The organism is Salmonella sp. SAL04202 (assembly GCF_046550775.1).
GTDB lineage: Bacteria > Pseudomonadota > Gammaproteobacteria > Enterobacterales > Enterobacteriaceae > Salmonella > Salmonella enterica.
Window position 1 is genome coordinate 185558 of record NZ_JBGDXK010000005.1, and the last position, 14557, is coordinate 200114.

General features: G+C 54.2%; 13 protein-coding genes, 1 tRNA gene and 2 other RNA genes. 7 read left to right on the forward strand and 9 right to left on the reverse strand.

Translation table 11 applies throughout. The features are described from left to right. Window positions 1-162 precede the first annotated feature (162 nt). Entirely contained in the window at window positions 163-1488 is a 1326-nt protein-coding gene (locus ACLJQJ_RS18900) for a uracil-xanthine permease family protein (RefSeq protein ID WP_001136079.1), read from the reverse strand. A gap of 57 nt (window positions 1489-1545) precedes the next feature. Further along, on the reverse strand, window positions 1546-2670 hold the full coding sequence (locus ACLJQJ_RS18905; RefSeq protein ID WP_023232382.1) for an aryl-sulfate sulfotransferase: 1125 nt from the start codon (window positions 2668-2670) through the stop codon (window positions 1546-1548). A gap of 149 nt (window positions 2671-2819) precedes the next feature. On the opposite strand from ACLJQJ_RS18905, the gene ACLJQJ_RS18910 reads away from it, so the two are divergent. Beyond that, window positions 2820-3827: a substrate-binding domain-containing protein gene (locus ACLJQJ_RS18910; protein WP_063808775.1), complete on the forward strand. Its 1008-nt coding sequence runs from the start codon at window positions 2820-2822 to the stop codon at window positions 3825-3827. Here ACLJQJ_RS18910 and ACLJQJ_RS18915 read toward each other — a convergent pair. The 5 genes from ACLJQJ_RS18915 to ACLJQJ_RS18935 form a co-directional block, all read right to left on the reverse strand. Next, window positions 3818-3936, reverse strand: a non-coding RNA gene (locus tag ACLJQJ_RS18915) — RtT sRNA. The two genes, ACLJQJ_RS18910 and ACLJQJ_RS18915, sit on opposite strands and share 10 nt — an antisense overlap. A 34-nt stretch (window positions 3937-3970) precedes the next feature. Beyond that, window positions 3971-4104: non-coding RNA, RtT sRNA (locus tag ACLJQJ_RS18920), on the reverse strand. 34 nt (window positions 4105-4138) lie between these two features. Continuing rightward, window positions 4139-4215: transfer RNA gene (locus ACLJQJ_RS18925), tRNA-Pro, on the reverse strand. 90 nt (window positions 4216-4305) lie between these two features. Further along, window positions 4306-5997, reverse strand: a complete 1692-nt coding sequence (gene eptB, locus ACLJQJ_RS18930; protein WP_001269263.1) for a kdo(2)-lipid A phosphoethanolamine 7''-transferase — start codon at window positions 5995-5997, stop codon at window positions 4306-4308. 230 nt (window positions 5998-6227) lie between these two features. Beyond that, window positions 6228-6932, reverse strand: a complete 705-nt coding sequence (locus tag ACLJQJ_RS18935; RefSeq protein ID WP_000637073.1) for an autotransporter outer membrane beta-barrel domain-containing protein — start codon at window positions 6930-6932, stop codon at window positions 6228-6230. Between the two features lie 156 nt (window positions 6933-7088). On the opposite strand from ACLJQJ_RS18935, the gene tag reads away from it, so the two are divergent. Together tag and ACLJQJ_RS18945 are read left to right on the forward strand one after the other, a co-directional pair. Next, a complete protein-coding gene (tag, locus tag ACLJQJ_RS18940; RefSeq protein ID WP_001188421.1) occupies window positions 7089-7670 on the forward strand; it encodes a DNA-3-methyladenine glycosylase I in 582 nt (193 codons plus the stop codon). Further along, entirely contained in the window at window positions 7648-8088 is a 441-nt protein-coding gene (locus ACLJQJ_RS18945) for an N-acetyltransferase (protein WP_000619902.1), read from the forward strand. The genes tag and ACLJQJ_RS18945 overlap by 23 nt, the downstream gene beginning before the upstream one ends. On the opposite strand, the gene ACLJQJ_RS18950 is transcribed toward ACLJQJ_RS18945, so the two are convergent. Further along, the gene (locus tag ACLJQJ_RS18950; RefSeq protein ID WP_063808774.1) at window positions 8057-10390 is read right to left on the reverse strand and encodes a molybdopterin guanine dinucleotide-containing S/N-oxide reductase; all 2334 of its coding nucleotides are present in this window, start codon (window positions 10388-10390) and stop codon (window positions 8057-8059) included. The two genes, ACLJQJ_RS18945 and ACLJQJ_RS18950, sit on opposite strands and share 32 nt — an antisense overlap. 152 nt (window positions 10391-10542) lie before the next feature. On the opposite strand from ACLJQJ_RS18950, the gene ACLJQJ_RS18955 reads away from it, so the two are divergent. Both ACLJQJ_RS18955 and ghrB read left to right on the forward strand, forming a co-directional pair. Continuing rightward, window positions 10543-11205 carry an OmpA family lipoprotein gene (locus ACLJQJ_RS18955; protein ID WP_000747548.1) on the forward strand — a complete coding sequence of 221 codons (663 nt, stop codon included), beginning with the start codon at window positions 10543-10545 and terminating at the stop codon, window positions 11203-11205. A gap of 229 nt (window positions 11206-11434) precedes the next feature. Continuing rightward, complete coding sequence (gene ghrB / locus ACLJQJ_RS18960) at window positions 11435-12409, forward strand: glyoxylate/hydroxypyruvate reductase GhrB (protein WP_001650957.1); 975 nt, start codon at window positions 11435-11437, stop codon at window positions 12407-12409. Window positions 12410-12458: 49 nt separating this feature from the next. Here the strand turns inward: ghrB and ACLJQJ_RS18965 are convergent, their stop codons facing one another. Beyond that, complete coding sequence (locus tag ACLJQJ_RS18965; RefSeq protein WP_063808773.1) at window positions 12459-13169, reverse strand: DUF3053 domain-containing protein; 711 nt, start codon at window positions 13167-13169, stop codon at window positions 12459-12461. A 437-nt stretch (window positions 13170-13606) separates the two neighbouring features. On the opposite strand from ACLJQJ_RS18965, the gene ACLJQJ_RS18970 reads away from it, so the two are divergent. Both ACLJQJ_RS18970 and cspA read left to right on the forward strand, forming a co-directional pair. After that, window positions 13607-13897 (forward strand): HTH-type transcriptional regulator, encoded by a 291-nt coding sequence (locus tag ACLJQJ_RS18970; RefSeq protein WP_000455790.1) that lies wholly within the window; start codon window positions 13607-13609, stop codon window positions 13895-13897. Window positions 13898-14184: 287 nt separating this feature from the next. Then, window positions 14185-14397, forward strand: coding sequence for an RNA chaperone/antiterminator CspA (gene cspA, locus ACLJQJ_RS18975; RefSeq protein WP_000014594.1), 213 nt, complete (start codon window positions 14185-14187; stop codon window positions 14395-14397). Window positions 14398-14557 lie beyond the last annotated feature (160 nt).

The window sequence follows — 14557 nt, forward strand, 5'->3', positions numbered from 1 at the left end:
AGCGATTAATACCACTAACGCTAAAACGCACAGGCGAAAATGCTGAGGTTATCCATAAGCCGTGTGCAAAAAAGAGTTATCCGGACATTGAAAAACACCATCGAATATGTCACAAAATTGTAAATAAGTAGGCCGTCGTGCGGCCTACCGCGATCACAAAAACTAACTTTTGACCCTGGCCTGCGTGCGCTTTTCGCTCCAGTTAAACAACGAGTTCACCAGAATCGCCGTCAACGTCCCCGCTGCCATGCCGTTGCCAAAGACCATCTGTACGCCCGCCGGGAAATTCTGATACAGGCCGGGTACCAGTATAGGTAGCATTCCCATGGCCAGCCCCATCGCCAGCGCGTAGGTTTTACCCGGCGTATGCAGTGGCTCACGCGCAATCATATCAATGCCGATGACCCCGATAATGCTGAAGACAATCACCGCCGTACCGCACACCACCGAACCTGGCAGACAGGTCGCCAGACGTACCAGCGGCGCGAATATGGCAATCAGGATTAACAATCCTCCGGCAGCCGCAGTCACGAAACGCGATTTCACATTAGTGGTGCGTACCACCCCAATATTTTCGCCGGAGGTGATAATTAAGGAGGTGCCAAAAATCCCCCCCAGCAGCGACATTACCGCATCACCACGAATGGTGCGTGGAATCGCCTGCTGCACATTTTGCGTGGAATTGACTATTTCCGCGGTCGCAATCGTTTGCCCGGTTGCTTCAGCCATAGAGATGACCGCGTAAATCAGCAACGGCAGCGAGGCGGAGAGATCAAAAATCGGCCAGCCGAACGGCAAAAGCTGTGGGAAACTAAACAGCGGCCCGTGACTAACACCGCTAAAATCGGTGCTGCCCAGCGCCATTCCCAGCAGCGTTCCCGCTAAAAGGCCGAACATCACCGCCAGCTGGCGCAAAATACCGCTAAACGCCAGCGCGAAAATCAGCGTTATCAGGATAGTCCCCAGCGATAAAATGATACTGGTTGGATGAGCGAAGTCGGCGCTCCCTGGCTGGCCAATGATCAACCCGCCGTACAGGCGAATAAGGTTAATCGACACCATTAGCAGCATGATGCCGATGATAAAGGGGGGAAAATGGTGCAGGCAGCGGCGGAAAATCGGCAACGCGATAAAGTAGAACAGCGAGGTCAGAATTACGGCGCCAATCGCGGTCTGGATATTGGTCTGTAAAGCGATCGCAACGAAAATCGCAATCGGCGCGCCCCCCGGTACCATAATAAACGGCAAACGCGCGCCCACCCCTTTCACACCCAGGCTTTGCAAAATAGCGCCCAGACCGCACATCAGAAAGGTCGCGCTAAGTACCGAGGCGGTCACCGTATCGGTAAAGTGGAGCGCTTTGGCGATCAGAAAGACGGAGGTAATGGGGGTGGCGGCAACGACCAGCACATGCTGAAGCGCCAAAAGTAAGGTGGTTTGCCAGGGTAATGCATCGTTATCCGGCGTAGTAAGGCCAGGTTGCGGCATGATTAACTCCCATAAAACATCAAAAAAATAACCGCCAGCGCGGGCTGGCGGTCTGTATTATTTCAACCAACTAATGGCATCAGCGGCATAGCGATGCGCACGGAAGGCGCTGTTCTGTTTTCCAGGAATAATGCCTTTACTGAGGTGCTCCGGATATTCATTAAAGAACGGAATGATATATTCCCATACCGTTTCGCCTTCCGGGGTGACTTCAAACAGGCGGCCAAACGCCGATTCACAGATAAAGGTGTTGCCGTTCGCCAGCCGCTGCGCGCTCCCCATATACGGCGAGAAAAACGCCGGCGGGAAGATATCGCGATACTGCCAGGTAATCGCTTTGGTCTGCGGATCGAACTCCAGCACCGTGGAATGCGGCGAGGTGACGCCGGGACGCAGGTTGCCGTTATCGAAAACCAGAATCGACCCGTTCTCCATCTCAACCGGCGTGTGCTGCTGCGCTACGACTTCCGGCCCTGCATGCCAGATAACCTTCCCGCTCTCTTTATCCACGGCAATGACGCCGGAAGTGGTACGCAGGCTCATCAGTACCAGGCCATCACGGGTGACGGACAGGCCGTTAATCATCGGCCAGTGGCGGCGGTCGAAAATATCATGAATCGGGAAATCTTCCGGATTCAAATGCTCCCAGGCGCGCCATTCCCAGACCACTTCACCGTCGCGATTGACCTCTTTGACGACGTCGCTCTGAATGATGCCGTCCGGCGCATCGCGGCGCGGGTCGCCGCCGGTAACACGGGCGGCGATATCGGCAGGCAACGGCGACGCGGCGGTATACAGCAGATTACCGTTCGCCAACCATTGCGCATCATGGTGATGGTAAATATCTTCGTAATGCCAGACGATTTCGTTATCCGGCGTCACTTCGTAGAAGTCGCCGCCGTGCCAGAGATCCCACGCCGGATAGAGGTTCGCTGAAGTGCGGTGGCTGCCGTTATAACCCAGATTACCGTTCGGCAGCAGCACCGCATCACGCCCGGCGCGAACCGGAAGCTGCCACTGATGCGCGACTTCGCCCTGCTCGTCCACCAGGTAAACCCGCCCTTCGGCGGTTTGCGGCGCAAAAAGCGTATAGCCGCCAAAGCTCTTCGCCTTATCAGCGTAGATAAGGCCCGCCGGACGGCGTCCAAGGGTGAAAGTCGAATCCTGAGTTAAGTGTGCCACATCGCCTCCTGAGGAATAAATTTGCGCCAAAATACCCCATTAAAACGTTTTAATGAAGAGTTTTTTACGATCCTCACTGAAAAAAAGCAAACGTTACCGTCTGGTAAATATGCTACCCTGTGCGCAAATTTTCGCAGGTCAGGAAGCAGATGGCTGTTCAAAATAAAAAACGCGCAAAGTTGATTGATGTTGCCCGCCATGCAGGCGTATCGCCAGGGACGGTATCCAATGCATTGCACAACACTCGCTTTGTCGAGCCGCAGACGCGACGGCGTATTGAAGAGGCCATTGCTGCGCTCAACTACACGCCGAATATTCGCGCCCGCCAGTTGCGAACCGGCAAAACCAATACCATTGCTTTGCTCTCTTCGGTGCCGCTGGCGATTGCTTCCGGCGCGTCACGACTGGGATTTATGATGGAGGTGGCGTTAACGTCCGCGATGATGGCGCTGGAAAAACAGCATGCGCTGATTCTGGTGCCGCCGGGGGCAAATCCACTGGATGCCGTCAGCTTTGACGCGGCGATCCTGATTGAGCCGGCGGAGAACGACCCGCAGCTCCAGGCGCTGGCGCAAGCGGGCATTCCCTGCGTCACCATTGGCCGCACGCCGGGCACCGACACGCCTGTGCCGTGGGTTGAGCTGCACTCGGCGACAACAGCACAGCTTCTGCTAACGCATCTGGAGGCCTCCGGCGCCAGCAAATGTGCGTTATTTGTCGGTAACACACGGCGAACATCAGTTCTGGAGAGCGAAGCGGCTTACCAGCGCTGGTGCGCGGGGCGCCAGGCCCCCGTAGTCTACTCTCTCAATGAAAGCGAGGGTGAAAATGCCGGCTACCAGGCCGCGCAGCAGCTATTACAGGCACATCCCGACGTTGACGGCGTGCTGGTGCTGATCGATACCTTTGCCAGCGGCGCGGTACGCGCTTTCCAGGAACAAGACATCGCCATACCTGAACAAATGCGGGTGGTTACCCGCTATGATGGTATCCGCGCGCGCGAATCGCTGCCGCCGCTGACGGCAGTGAATATGCATCTTGATGAGGTGGCGCGACAGGCAATCACGCTATTATTTGATTTGCTGGCGGGCAAGAAGGTCAGTCACAGCGACGGGATCATGCCTGAACTGGTGGTGCGGGCGTCAACCTGCCAGTGATAGAGGATGACTCGCCCTGCGGGCCGTTGCTGACGCAACGTTCTCTCGCTTCGCTCGGGTCGAACCTCTTGCCCCCGGAGGTTCTCATCCTCGTCAGACTTCAGATACAAAAAACCCTGCTCGTTGAGCAGGGTTTCTGAATTTGGTCGGTGATAGAGGATGACTCGCCACTGCGTGGCTCGCCCTGCGGGCCGTTGCTGACGCAACGTTTTCTCGCTTCGCTCGGGTCGAACCTCTTGCCCCCGGAGGTTCTCATCCTCGTCAGGCTTCAGATACAAAAAACCCTGCTCGTTGAGCAGGGTTTCTGAATTTGGTCGGTGATAGAGGATTCGAACCTCCGACCCCTTCGTCCCGAACGAAGTGCGCTACCAGGCTGCGCCAATCACCGAATGCGGGCGCATCTTACTGCTCAGGCGCACGCCCGTCAATCCCTTAGTCGCAAAATACAATTCAATCGGCGAGAAAGTCGGCAGACAACCTACTTCGCGGCGACTTTCTGCGCATCGGGAATATGGCACCAGTTGTTGTTCTGGTTAATGCCGCCATCCGGCGATGTATACCCCAGGCAGCCCATTATCGTATCGTACAGCTCCACATGACGACGCGGCACTTTGATCTCCGCCTGCTGTTTCAGGTGAGCGAACATCTGCGCATGTTGCGGGCTAGCAAGATATTTATCCGACATCCATACCAGCATCGGAACACGGAATTGCTCCGGCGGCGCCATATTGCGCGGCGTACCGTGCAAATGTTCGCGTTCGTTAATCGACTCGCCGTGGTCAGCCGCGTAGAACACAATCGCTTTTTTATCACGTAGCTGATCGAACACACTGGTAATAAAGTGATCCACATAGGTCACGGAGTTATCGTAAGAGTTGATCATCTGCGCTTTCGTGCAGCCGCTATCGACCCCAATACATTCGGGCTTCCACTGAGCGTAGCTGCGCGGATAACGTTGCGTATAGTTAAAATGCGACCCCTTAGTATGCAGGATAATCAGATGCTTACCCTCCGGGTTCTGGGCAAGCGAGTTCTGCATCTCATCAATCAACAGCATGTCATCAACCGTTTTACCACGGTTACGCGGCTCGGCGCCGATCTGCTCGCGGTAGGAGATATTATCCGCCATGGTATTGCTATAGAACCACATCTCGCTCTGCATGGCGTACAGATCGGAACTGAATCCGAGCTGTTTGAGAACGGCAAACACATTCTGCTCTTTTAAGGTACGCTGCGGGTTATTATCCGCCCCGCCTTCCCGTACAAACATACAGCGTAAAGAAAGCTTCGTCGCGGTATCGCAGGAATAGCCGCGGAACGCCGCCAGATTTTTTTCCTGCGCCAGCTTCGGCGTGGTATTACGCTCGTAGCCGAAAATCCCCATGTGATCCCAACGGGTCGTCTCACCGATAATGAAAACAACGTAGGTGTCATCCCCATCCTTCGGCGCAACATAGGTAAATTTCCTGGCCGGGTTTATTAACGAATTATTGTCCGACGACTCATCTACCTGCGCCCAGGCATACAGCCCTAACGCAGATAACCAGTTTGAAGGCAGATAGGAGTTCGCCACCACGCCGCCATAGCTGGGTAAGTCGATACCTGTCGCCCGTTCAACCTTTTTTTGCTGTACATCCAGCAGGCGGATAGGCGCCCACACCATTACGCCTGCGAGTACCACTACAGCGGCGCTGCGAAAACGCTGCCCCGGCGTACGTAGCTGGCGCAACAACGTGTAGCGACAGTGGTTACTCCAGATAAAGATGAGCGGAAGCACGCTCACGGCAATCAGCCACAATACGAAGTGCAGCCCCACCACCTCTTTCGAGAGATCGATATCGGTGGTCATAACAGACGCAATAATGCCGTAGCCAATCACCACGTTCAGGAAGGTCATGTAATAACTGGCGCCAGCGGAAAACAGCACCACCAGCGTGGCCAGCACGCGCCAGACGCGTCGGCCAAACAGTGAAAGAAGACGAAGTAAGAAGAAAGTGACCAGCACCGTGGCGCCAAGTTCGACAACTGCGGAGAGGCCTTTCCAAATGGTAAATTCTTGCGCATAACTGCCGAAACGGCGGTAAAACACGGCGCAATTCATAAACAGACCGATATAGAGCGCAAGCAAGAAACTAAGTTTCTGTTGCGTCATCGATTTAATGTATCTCATGCAAACAAACCCTGGGAATCGGGATAAAAACGACCTGTACAACGATTCTGTAATCAAACAGGTAAATATGCGGCTAACGCAGATGTGAGAAAGTCTACCAGCGCGGCTAAGTAGACCACAGGAAGCGCAAAAAGTGTCTATAGAGAATGTGATTGACCTATATATTTTTGTAAATATATAGACAGGGTATTAGCTGAACTTCTAATAAGTCCAGGTGGCGGTTTATCCTGTTAAAACCTGGCGCTCACCCCCAGGGTATACAAATAATCGCTATCCGTAGCGCTATTTTCCGCCTGGGAAAACGCCGCATACGCCGCCATGTGCGGGTTAAGTAACACGTCCGCGCCTACGGTGACATCCAGCCAGTTTCCCGCCTGATTTCCTGCGGTCATACGACTCAACCCGGACTGCGCTTTCCAGATATTTTCCCCAAACTGTTGGTTATAGCTAATTTGCGCCCAGGGACGGACATCGCCGAACTGCGAGTTTACCCGCCAGCCTAACGTACTGACGCTGGCGTGCCATAACGGATCGGTAAGCGCTAATGTCGTCGCGCTATCGCCATATTCGTTATACATTGATGACGTCGAACCGTCGTAATGCAACGCCGCGACCGGCCCAGTGGTCACACGTCGGGAAAGCGGAAAATTCCAGCCCATACTGATACCGCTGGTCGCATCAAGCGGGGTTTCATCCGCCAGGCTAAGCACCGGCCCCACCGTATTTTGCGTAGACTGAATACGTTCGGCCAGTATGTCGTTGTAATTCGGTTGGTGATCGCTGTCCCAGGTATAGCGTTCCGTCGTATGCCCCGGAGCCGCTTCAGCGATATATTCTTGTTGCCAGGCATACGTGGTATTGATAAAAAACGAGCAGGCCATAAGGCCCGCCAGACAACGCAATGTCCGGCGACCACGGCGTTTTCTTACAATCATCAACGCGACTCCAGAGTAGAGCCGAATTCGGCGATATTATTGTCATTGAATGAAGGATGTCAGGCATCAGCCCTGTATTAACTATTGTCCTTTTAGCGGGCCCGTCAAGGCGGGTTGAAGGAAATTTTCGCGGTAACCACAATAACGAGGAAGTCTATGCAGCGTTGCGACTGGGTCAGCCAGGACCCCCTTTATATTGCCTATCATGATAACGAGTGGGGCGTACCGGAAACCGATAGCAGAAAGCTGTTTGAAATGATCTGTCTTGAAGGTCAACAGGCCGGTTTATCCTGGATCACCGTGCTTAAAAAGAGAGAGAACTATCGCGCCTGTTTTCATCAGTTTGACCCGGTACGCATCGCAGCTATGCAGGAGGAGGAGGTTGAACGCCTGCTGCAGAACACGGGCATCATACGACATCGCGGTAAAATTCAGGCCATTATCAGTAACGCCCGCGCCTGGCTTGCGATGGAGCAAAACGGCGAGTCTTTCGCCGATTTTGTCTGGTCATTCGTTGATGGCCAGCCGCAGATCACCCAGGCGGCCAGCCTGGATAAGATCCCCACCTCAACACCTGCGTCCGATGCGCTTGCTAAGGCATTGAAAAAACGCGGTTTCAAGTTTGTCGGTACGACTATCTGTTACTCCTTTATGCAGGCGTGCGGACTGGTCAACGACCATATTACCGGCTGTTTTTGCCATCCGGGAGAAAAACATGATTCGCAAATCCCAGAGTGAAGACATGGCGTCTATTCTGGCGCTGTGGATGAAAAGTACCATTTATGCCCATCCCTTTATCGAAGAACGTTACTGGCACGAGAGCGAAGCAATTGTACGCGACGTCTATTTACCCGCCGCACAAACCTGGGTATGGGAGGAAAATGGACAACTGAAAGGCTTCGTCAGCGTACTGGAAGCCCGTTTTGTCGGGGCGCTGTTTGTCGCCCCCGACGCGTTAAGACACGGCATTGGCAAAGCGCTTCTGGAATATGTCCAGCAACGTTTTCCTCTGCTGAGTCTTGAGGTTTACCAGAAAAATCAATCCGCCGTAAACTTCTACCATGCGCTTGGTTTTCGTATTGAAGATAGCGCCTGGCAGGAGGATACCGCCCACCCCACCTGGATTATGAGTTGGCAGGCGGATCAAACGCCGTAAGCGGTAGCGCCGGGCCGGTATATTTCTCAAACCAGACCAGCGCGGTGTTGCCCGCACAACCGTTCCCCAGCCGGGAACTGGGAAGATCTTTTGTCAGGACGTTTACCGCGCCGTTTTTGCATATGCCGCCTGCGGCAGGTTCAGGGTCCGGCCATGCGCCTTCGTGAATACAGATCACGCCAGGCCGAATTCCGTCGGTAACGACCGCGCCCGCCAGAACCTGCCCGCGATGATTCCAGACGCGTACCGTATCGCCATCGACGATTCCGCGCGTTGTCGCATCCTGCGGATGAATCGTCACCGGTTCGCGTCCGGCTACCGCATACCGCTCCCGTAACGAACTGTAGTTAAGCTGGCTATGTAGACGGTGCGCCGGATGTGCGGAAAGTAGCTGAACCTGCCCCGCATCGGCGTTCCCGTGCCACTCATCCGGCACCAGCCACATCGGATGACCGGGACAATCCGCGTAACCATAGCTGGCAATGCGCGCAGAATAGATTTCGATTTTGCCGCTGGCCGTTTTTAGCGGATGGTTATCAGGATCGCGGCGAAAATCCGCGAAGCGCACAAACTGCGCGTTGGCGGGATTCTCCGGCATCTCCAGTAAACGGTTAGCCTGCCAGAATGCGGCAAACGGCGGCAGCGTCACCCCCTGGCTGGCGCCACGCTGGGCGGCAATATTGTAGAAAGTCTCCAGCCACGCCAGCTCGCTTTTTCCTTCGGTGAACCGAGCGTAACCGCCGGCTTCCCACCGTTCGCTCAGTTCAGCAAAAACGTCAAAATCATTCCGCGCCTCCCACCGGGGCGACACGACCTGCTTCATCGGCGCCAAATGCTGATTGCTATAGTCGCCGGTCATGGTTAAATCGTTGCGCTCATAGCTGGTGGTCGCAGGCAGAACAATATCCGCGTGTTTCGCGGCGGCCGTCCAGAAACATTCCGAGATAACGACCAGTTCCGGTTTTTGCCACGCGCGAATCAGACGGTTGGTATCCTGATGATGGGTAAAGTTCGCACCGCCCGCCCACCAGATAAAACGAATATCCGGGAAGCGGCGATCCATCCCATTGTGTTGGTAAAACCCACCGGGGTTTTCCAGCGCCTCGACAATACGCGCCACCGGTATTTTATCTACCGCATCGACCCCGCCAGAGATGCTTCCCTGCATCGAGGCTAACACGGCGGCGCGGCGCGTCGGGTTTCCGCCGTTAGCAAAATGATAAGAAAAACCAAACCCGCCGCCAGGCGTACCAATTTGCCCCAGCATTGCGGCCAGCGTGACGATCATCCAGTGCTTTTGCTCGCCAAACTGCTGACGCTGCATTCCCCAACCGGCCATCAACATGGTGGTGTTATGGTGAAATATTTCCGCCAGTTCGCGGATTTTCACCGCAGAAACGCCGCAAATTTCCGCCGCCCATTCCGCTGTTTTAGCCGTACCGTCGGTCGTGCCCAAAAGATAGTCGGCGAAGCGGTCATAACCCGTCGTGCAGCGGGCAAGGAACGCTTCATCCTGCCAACCGTTTTCCACCAGCGTATGGGCGATTCCCAACATTAACGCCACATCGGTGCCCATATGCGGTGCGATCCACTCCATCTTATCGCCAAAAAAGTCGACGCTTTCCGATCGCATCGGATCGATGCAGATCAGGCGCTTGCCGCTTTGTCGCAACGCCGCAAAATAGTCGAGCCCCTGTTCATCCGAGGCATTCCAGGCAATTTTCAGAGTATTCAGCGGATTCGCGCTCCAGAGCACCACCACCTCGCTGTGTTCCAGCACCACCGGCCAGCTAGTCTGCTGCTGGTAAACCTCGTTGCCACCCACCACATAAGGCATGATAGCCTGCGCCGCGCCGGTGGAATAATCGCCAAGATGGCCGGTATACCCTCCCGCCAGCGCCATGTAACGCTGCAATAGCGTAGCCGCTTTATGCAATACGCCGTTCGAACGCCAACCGTAGGAGCCGGCGAAGATGGACGATGGCCCATAACTTTCGCGAATACGTTTGTGCTGAGCGTGGATCAGATCCAGCGCGTCATCCCAACTTACGCGAACAAACTCATCCTGCCCGCGTATGCCTTGCGGCTTATCGGGGGAAGCCAGGAACCCTTTACGCACCATCGGGAAGCGAACCCGCGTTTTACTGTGCACCTGGTCATGCACAACGGTTTGCAGGGAATTTTGGTGTGCCGTCGGGAGTTCGCCATACGAGGCAAAAATGCGTTCTCCGTCGGTTTCAACGCGGACTGGCCCCCAGTGTGCGGCGGTCAATACCGAATGACGCGATGGTGCGTGGGTCAAGGTTCGCTCCTGAATTATTGGGATTATTTATTTTGCCGATCAATGTTACTTACAAATTTCAGAGTTTTCCCTGGAATTTTCTTCATGTGCAGACGTCATAATCAACCGCCACGGTCGCTGTGGTAAAAATAAAAAAGTGATAAGGATTTAAGATGAAAAAACGTGTATTTGTGATTGCTGCCATCGTGAGCGGCGCCCTGGCAGTATCTGGCTGCACAACAAACCCTTACACCGGCGAACGCGAAGCAGGTAAATCCGGCATTGGCGCGGGTATTGGATCGCTAGTCGGCGCAGGCATCGGCGCACTCTCCTCCTCCAAAAAAGATCGCGGTAAAGGCGCGCTGATTGGCGCGGCGGCTGGCGCGGCGCTGGGCGGCGGCGTGGGTTATTACATGGACGTACAGGAAGCGAAACTGCGTGACAAAATGCGGGGCACAGGCGTTAGCGTGACGCGAAGCGGCGATAATATCATTCTGAATATGCCGAATAATGTCACCTTCGACAGCAGCAGCGCGACGCTGAAACCGGCAGGCGCTAACACGCTGACCGGCGTGGCGATGGTGCTGAAAGAGTATCCCAAGACCGCCGTCAATGTGGTGGGCTACACCGACAGTACCGGTAGCCACGATCTGAATATGCGTCTGTCGCAGCAGCGTGCTGACTCCGTCGCCAGTTCGCTGATCACCCAGGGCGTCGACGCCAGCCGTATCCGTACCAGCGGAATGGGGCCGGCGAACCCGATCGCCAGCAACAGTACGGCAGAAGGTAAGGCGCAAAACCGCCGCGTCGAAATTACCTTGAGTCCATTGCAGTAAACTACCGTACCGGGTAAAGCGGTATGCTTTACCCGGCCTGCATTACTCCCTCGCCATTCCCTCTCCAGACCGGATACACGTCGCATTACTCGGTATTCATTCATCATTTACCACGACACGGCTGCCGACAGCGGGGAAATTGGCTGGTCGATGATGGCTAAACGGGTTAATAATAAGCCTGTTCCGGTTGGCGCATGCCGCGCTTACCTTTTGATTTACGGAGAGTCGCATGAAGCCGTCCATCATTCTCTACAAAACCCTGCCTGATGATTTGCTGCATCGCCTGGAGGCGCATTTTACCGTCACCCAGGTACCGAACCTGCATCCGGAAACGGTCGCGCGACACGCGCAGGCATTTGCCAGCGCGCAAGGCCTTCTGGGCGCCAGCGAAACCGTTAACCGCGCGCTGCTGGAAAAAATGCCGGCGCTACGCGCGGCGTCAACCATCTCGGTGGGATACGATAATGTCGAGGTGGACGCCCTTACTGCCCGCAAAATAGTCCTGATGCACACGCCTGCCGTTTTGACGGAAACCGTTGCCGATACGGTGATGGCATTGATGCTGGCCACTGCCCGCCGCGTGGTGGACGTCGCAGAACGGGTTAAGGCGGGTGAATGGACGGAAAGCATTGGCCCGGCGTGGTTTGGCGTCGATGTGCATCACAAAACACTCGGTATCGTTGGGATGGGGCGTATCGGGATGGCGCTGGCGCAGCGAGCGCACTTTGGGTTTACCATGCCGGTTCTCTATCACGCCCGTCGGCGGCATCAGGAGGCGGAAGACCGGTTTAACGCCCGCTACTGCGATCTGGATACGTTGTTGCAGGAGGCTGATTTTGTCTGCGTGATCCTGCCGCTAACGGCAGAAACGCGACATCTGTTTGGCGCAACACAGTTTGCCAGAATGAAATCGTCCGCCATTTTTATTAATGCCGGACGCGGCCCGGTGGTCGATGAAAACGCGCTGATTGCCGCGCTGCAAAACGGTGAAATATATGCGGCAGGTCTGGATGTCTTTGAGCAGGAACCGCTATCCGTGGATTCGCCCCTGCTGAACATGCCTAATGTCGTCGCGGTGCCGCATATTGGCTCGGCAACGCATGAGACGCGCTACAACATGATGGCCTGTGCGGTGGATAATTTGATTGATGCGCTGCAGGGAAAAATAGAGAAGAACTGCGTCAACCCGCAGGCGGCGGGATAACGCTACAGGCCCGATAAGCGCTGGCTTGCGCTTATCGGGCAGACTGTCATTACTGGGTCGCGTTTACCGCCGCCGTCCAGGCCTGATTAAACGCCTGATGCTGCGAGGCCAGCGGCCCAATCAGCGCATTATATTGGCTGGCCTGCTGTGAGGTCGGGAACTGAATGCCGTTCGCGACAAAGCTCACCTGCTCACCCTGTTGCGCAATATAATCGCCCACTTGTACCAACTGCTGCGTAAAGATCTGCGCCGCCGGGATCAGCGGCTGCAAAGCATCTGCCGGCACGGTGACCACTTTTTTGTAGACCTGATCAAACACAGGTTTCAGGTCATCGGCCTGCTTTAACGCGCCATGCGCGGCATCAGCCCGCAGTTTTGCATTCTGCAACTGTTGCGCCAGCACGCCTAACGAACCATTTGCCTGCCGCAGCGGCTCGCGTTGCGTCATATAATCCTGCGGAACGCGGATGGCGTTAACGCTATCGACCACCGGGCGCAGACCGGAATCCATCGCCTGGTTTACCTGCTGCGAGTAGCCATACAGTATCGCGTAATCAGACACGAACGGACCAAACTGTTTTTTCTGATCGGCCGTCAGCGTTGGTAAACGCTCTCCGCTACGCATTGCTGTATTCTGCAGGAAATCGACAAACGCTTTGCGCTGATCGCCTTCTTTATCAAAACACCCGCTCAGGCTAAACACCATTAATAACGCCACAACAGGCGCAAACCAGCGAGAGCAGGACTTACCTGTCGCCATTGTTAATACTCCTTTCACCCAAAAATGCGCACAACGACACCTGCGTGCCTGACGGCTTACAAGGATAGTCCAGGTCAGGCTTGCAGGATACCCTTTCCACGCGATCTTGTAGCGGAAAATTATGTTTATCTGCATCAATGCTTAATTTGTTATTTTATTGTTAATTTTTGGCCTGACAATGCGATAAAAAACGCGGCAAGAAAGCTTTCCAGCGGGGGATGTAATATTTTTTAATCTTTACAATTATTTTCTGAAAGACGGATATACCTTCCTGGATCAAATTGTTAGTGTCCTAAAAGTCGCGTAGCGTAAGGCATCGAAACGAATCGATAGCGCTTCCTGGCGGCGCGTCGCCCCCCACCCGCAAGTTTCCCGACTATTCTTAAGAGGCTTCGATGCACTTCACGATCCCGCTGTGTGATTTACAGGAGTTCTCAATGGAATATAAAGATCCGATGTTTGAGCTGCTGAGCAGCCTGGAACAAATTGTTTTTAAAGATGAAACGCGAAAGATCACCCTGACGCAAAAACCCAATCCTTTTACCGAATTTGAACAGTTACGGAGAGGGACGGGACTAAAAACAGATGAATTCGCCAGAGCGCTGGGCGTAACGGTTGCCATGGTTCAGGAATGGGAATCGAAACGCGAAAAACCCACGCCAGCAGAGCTCAAATTGATGCGCCTGATACAGGCAAACCCACGCTTAAGTAAGCAATTGATGGAGTAATTTTTACCCCTTTCTGTTTTAACGGTCCTGCGTAAGGACCGTTTTCCCCGCCTGATTCCTGACCTGGAGAAATAAAGTAAAATAAAAGTTGCATCGCCCGGCATTACATGAGTTAATGTGCTCAACGGTTTGACGTACAGACCATTAAAGCAGTTTAGTAAGGCAAGTCCCTTCAAGAGTTATCCATTAGATACCCCTCGTAGTGCGCATTTCCTTAACGCTTAAAAAATCTGTAAAGCACGCCATAACGCCGAAAGGCACACTTATTTTTTAAAAGGTAATACACTATGTCCGGTAAAATGACTGGTATCGTAAAATGGTTCAACGCTGATAAAGGCTTCGGCTTTATTACTCCTGATGACGGTTCTAAAGACGTGTTCGTACACTTCTCCGCTATTCAGAACGATGGTTACAAATCTCTGGACGAAGGTCAGAAAGTTTCCTTCACCATCGAAAGCGGCGCTAAAGGCCCGGCAGCTGGCAACGTAACCAGCCTGTAAGCTTAAAAAGCTCAGAATTTTGAATCCCTGCCTGATGGCGGGGATTTTTTTTATTCCAATTCCCCCTCTCCCGCCAGCATAACTTTGCATTACTTTACCCTGTGTCCCTTTGACCTTTCCCTTAGGGGAACCCCTATAGTAGGCAAGGAGATTGTTCACA

Coding starts and splice junctions, on each gene's coding strand:
- eptB (WP_001269263.1), bottom strand. CDS start 5,997: ATGAGATACATTAAATCGATGACGCAACAGAAACTTAGTTTCTTGCTT.
- cspA (WP_000014594.1), top strand. CDS start 14,185: ATGTCCGGTAAAATGACTGGTATCGTAAAATGGTTCAACGCTGATAAA.
- ACLJQJ_RS18965 (WP_063808773.1), bottom strand. CDS start 13,169: ATGGCGACAGGTAAGTCCTGCTCTCGCTGGTTTGCGCCTGTTGTGGCG.
- ACLJQJ_RS18900 (WP_001136079.1), bottom strand. CDS start 1,488: ATGCCGCAACCTGGCCTTACTACGCCGGATAACGATGCATTACCCTGG.
- ACLJQJ_RS18935 (WP_000637073.1), bottom strand. CDS start 6,932: ATGATTGTAAGAAAACGCCGTGGTCGCCGGACATTGCGTTGTCTGGCG.
- ghrB (WP_001650957.1), top strand. CDS start 11,435: ATGAAGCCGTCCATCATTCTCTACAAAACCCTGCCTGATGATTTGCTG.
- ACLJQJ_RS18910 (WP_063808775.1), top strand. CDS start 2,820: ATGGCTGTTCAAAATAAAAAACGCGCAAAGTTGATTGATGTTGCCCGC.
- ACLJQJ_RS18955 (WP_000747548.1), top strand. CDS start 10,543: ATGAAAAAACGTGTATTTGTGATTGCTGCCATCGTGAGCGGCGCCCTG.
- tag (WP_001188421.1), top strand. CDS start 7,089: ATGCAGCGTTGCGACTGGGTCAGCCAGGACCCCCTTTATATTGCCTAT.
- ACLJQJ_RS18970 (WP_000455790.1), top strand. CDS start 13,607: ATGGAATATAAAGATCCGATGTTTGAGCTGCTGAGCAGCCTGGAACAA.
- ACLJQJ_RS18945 (WP_000619902.1), top strand. CDS start 7,648: ATGATTCGCAAATCCCAGAGTGAAGACATGGCGTCTATTCTGGCGCTG.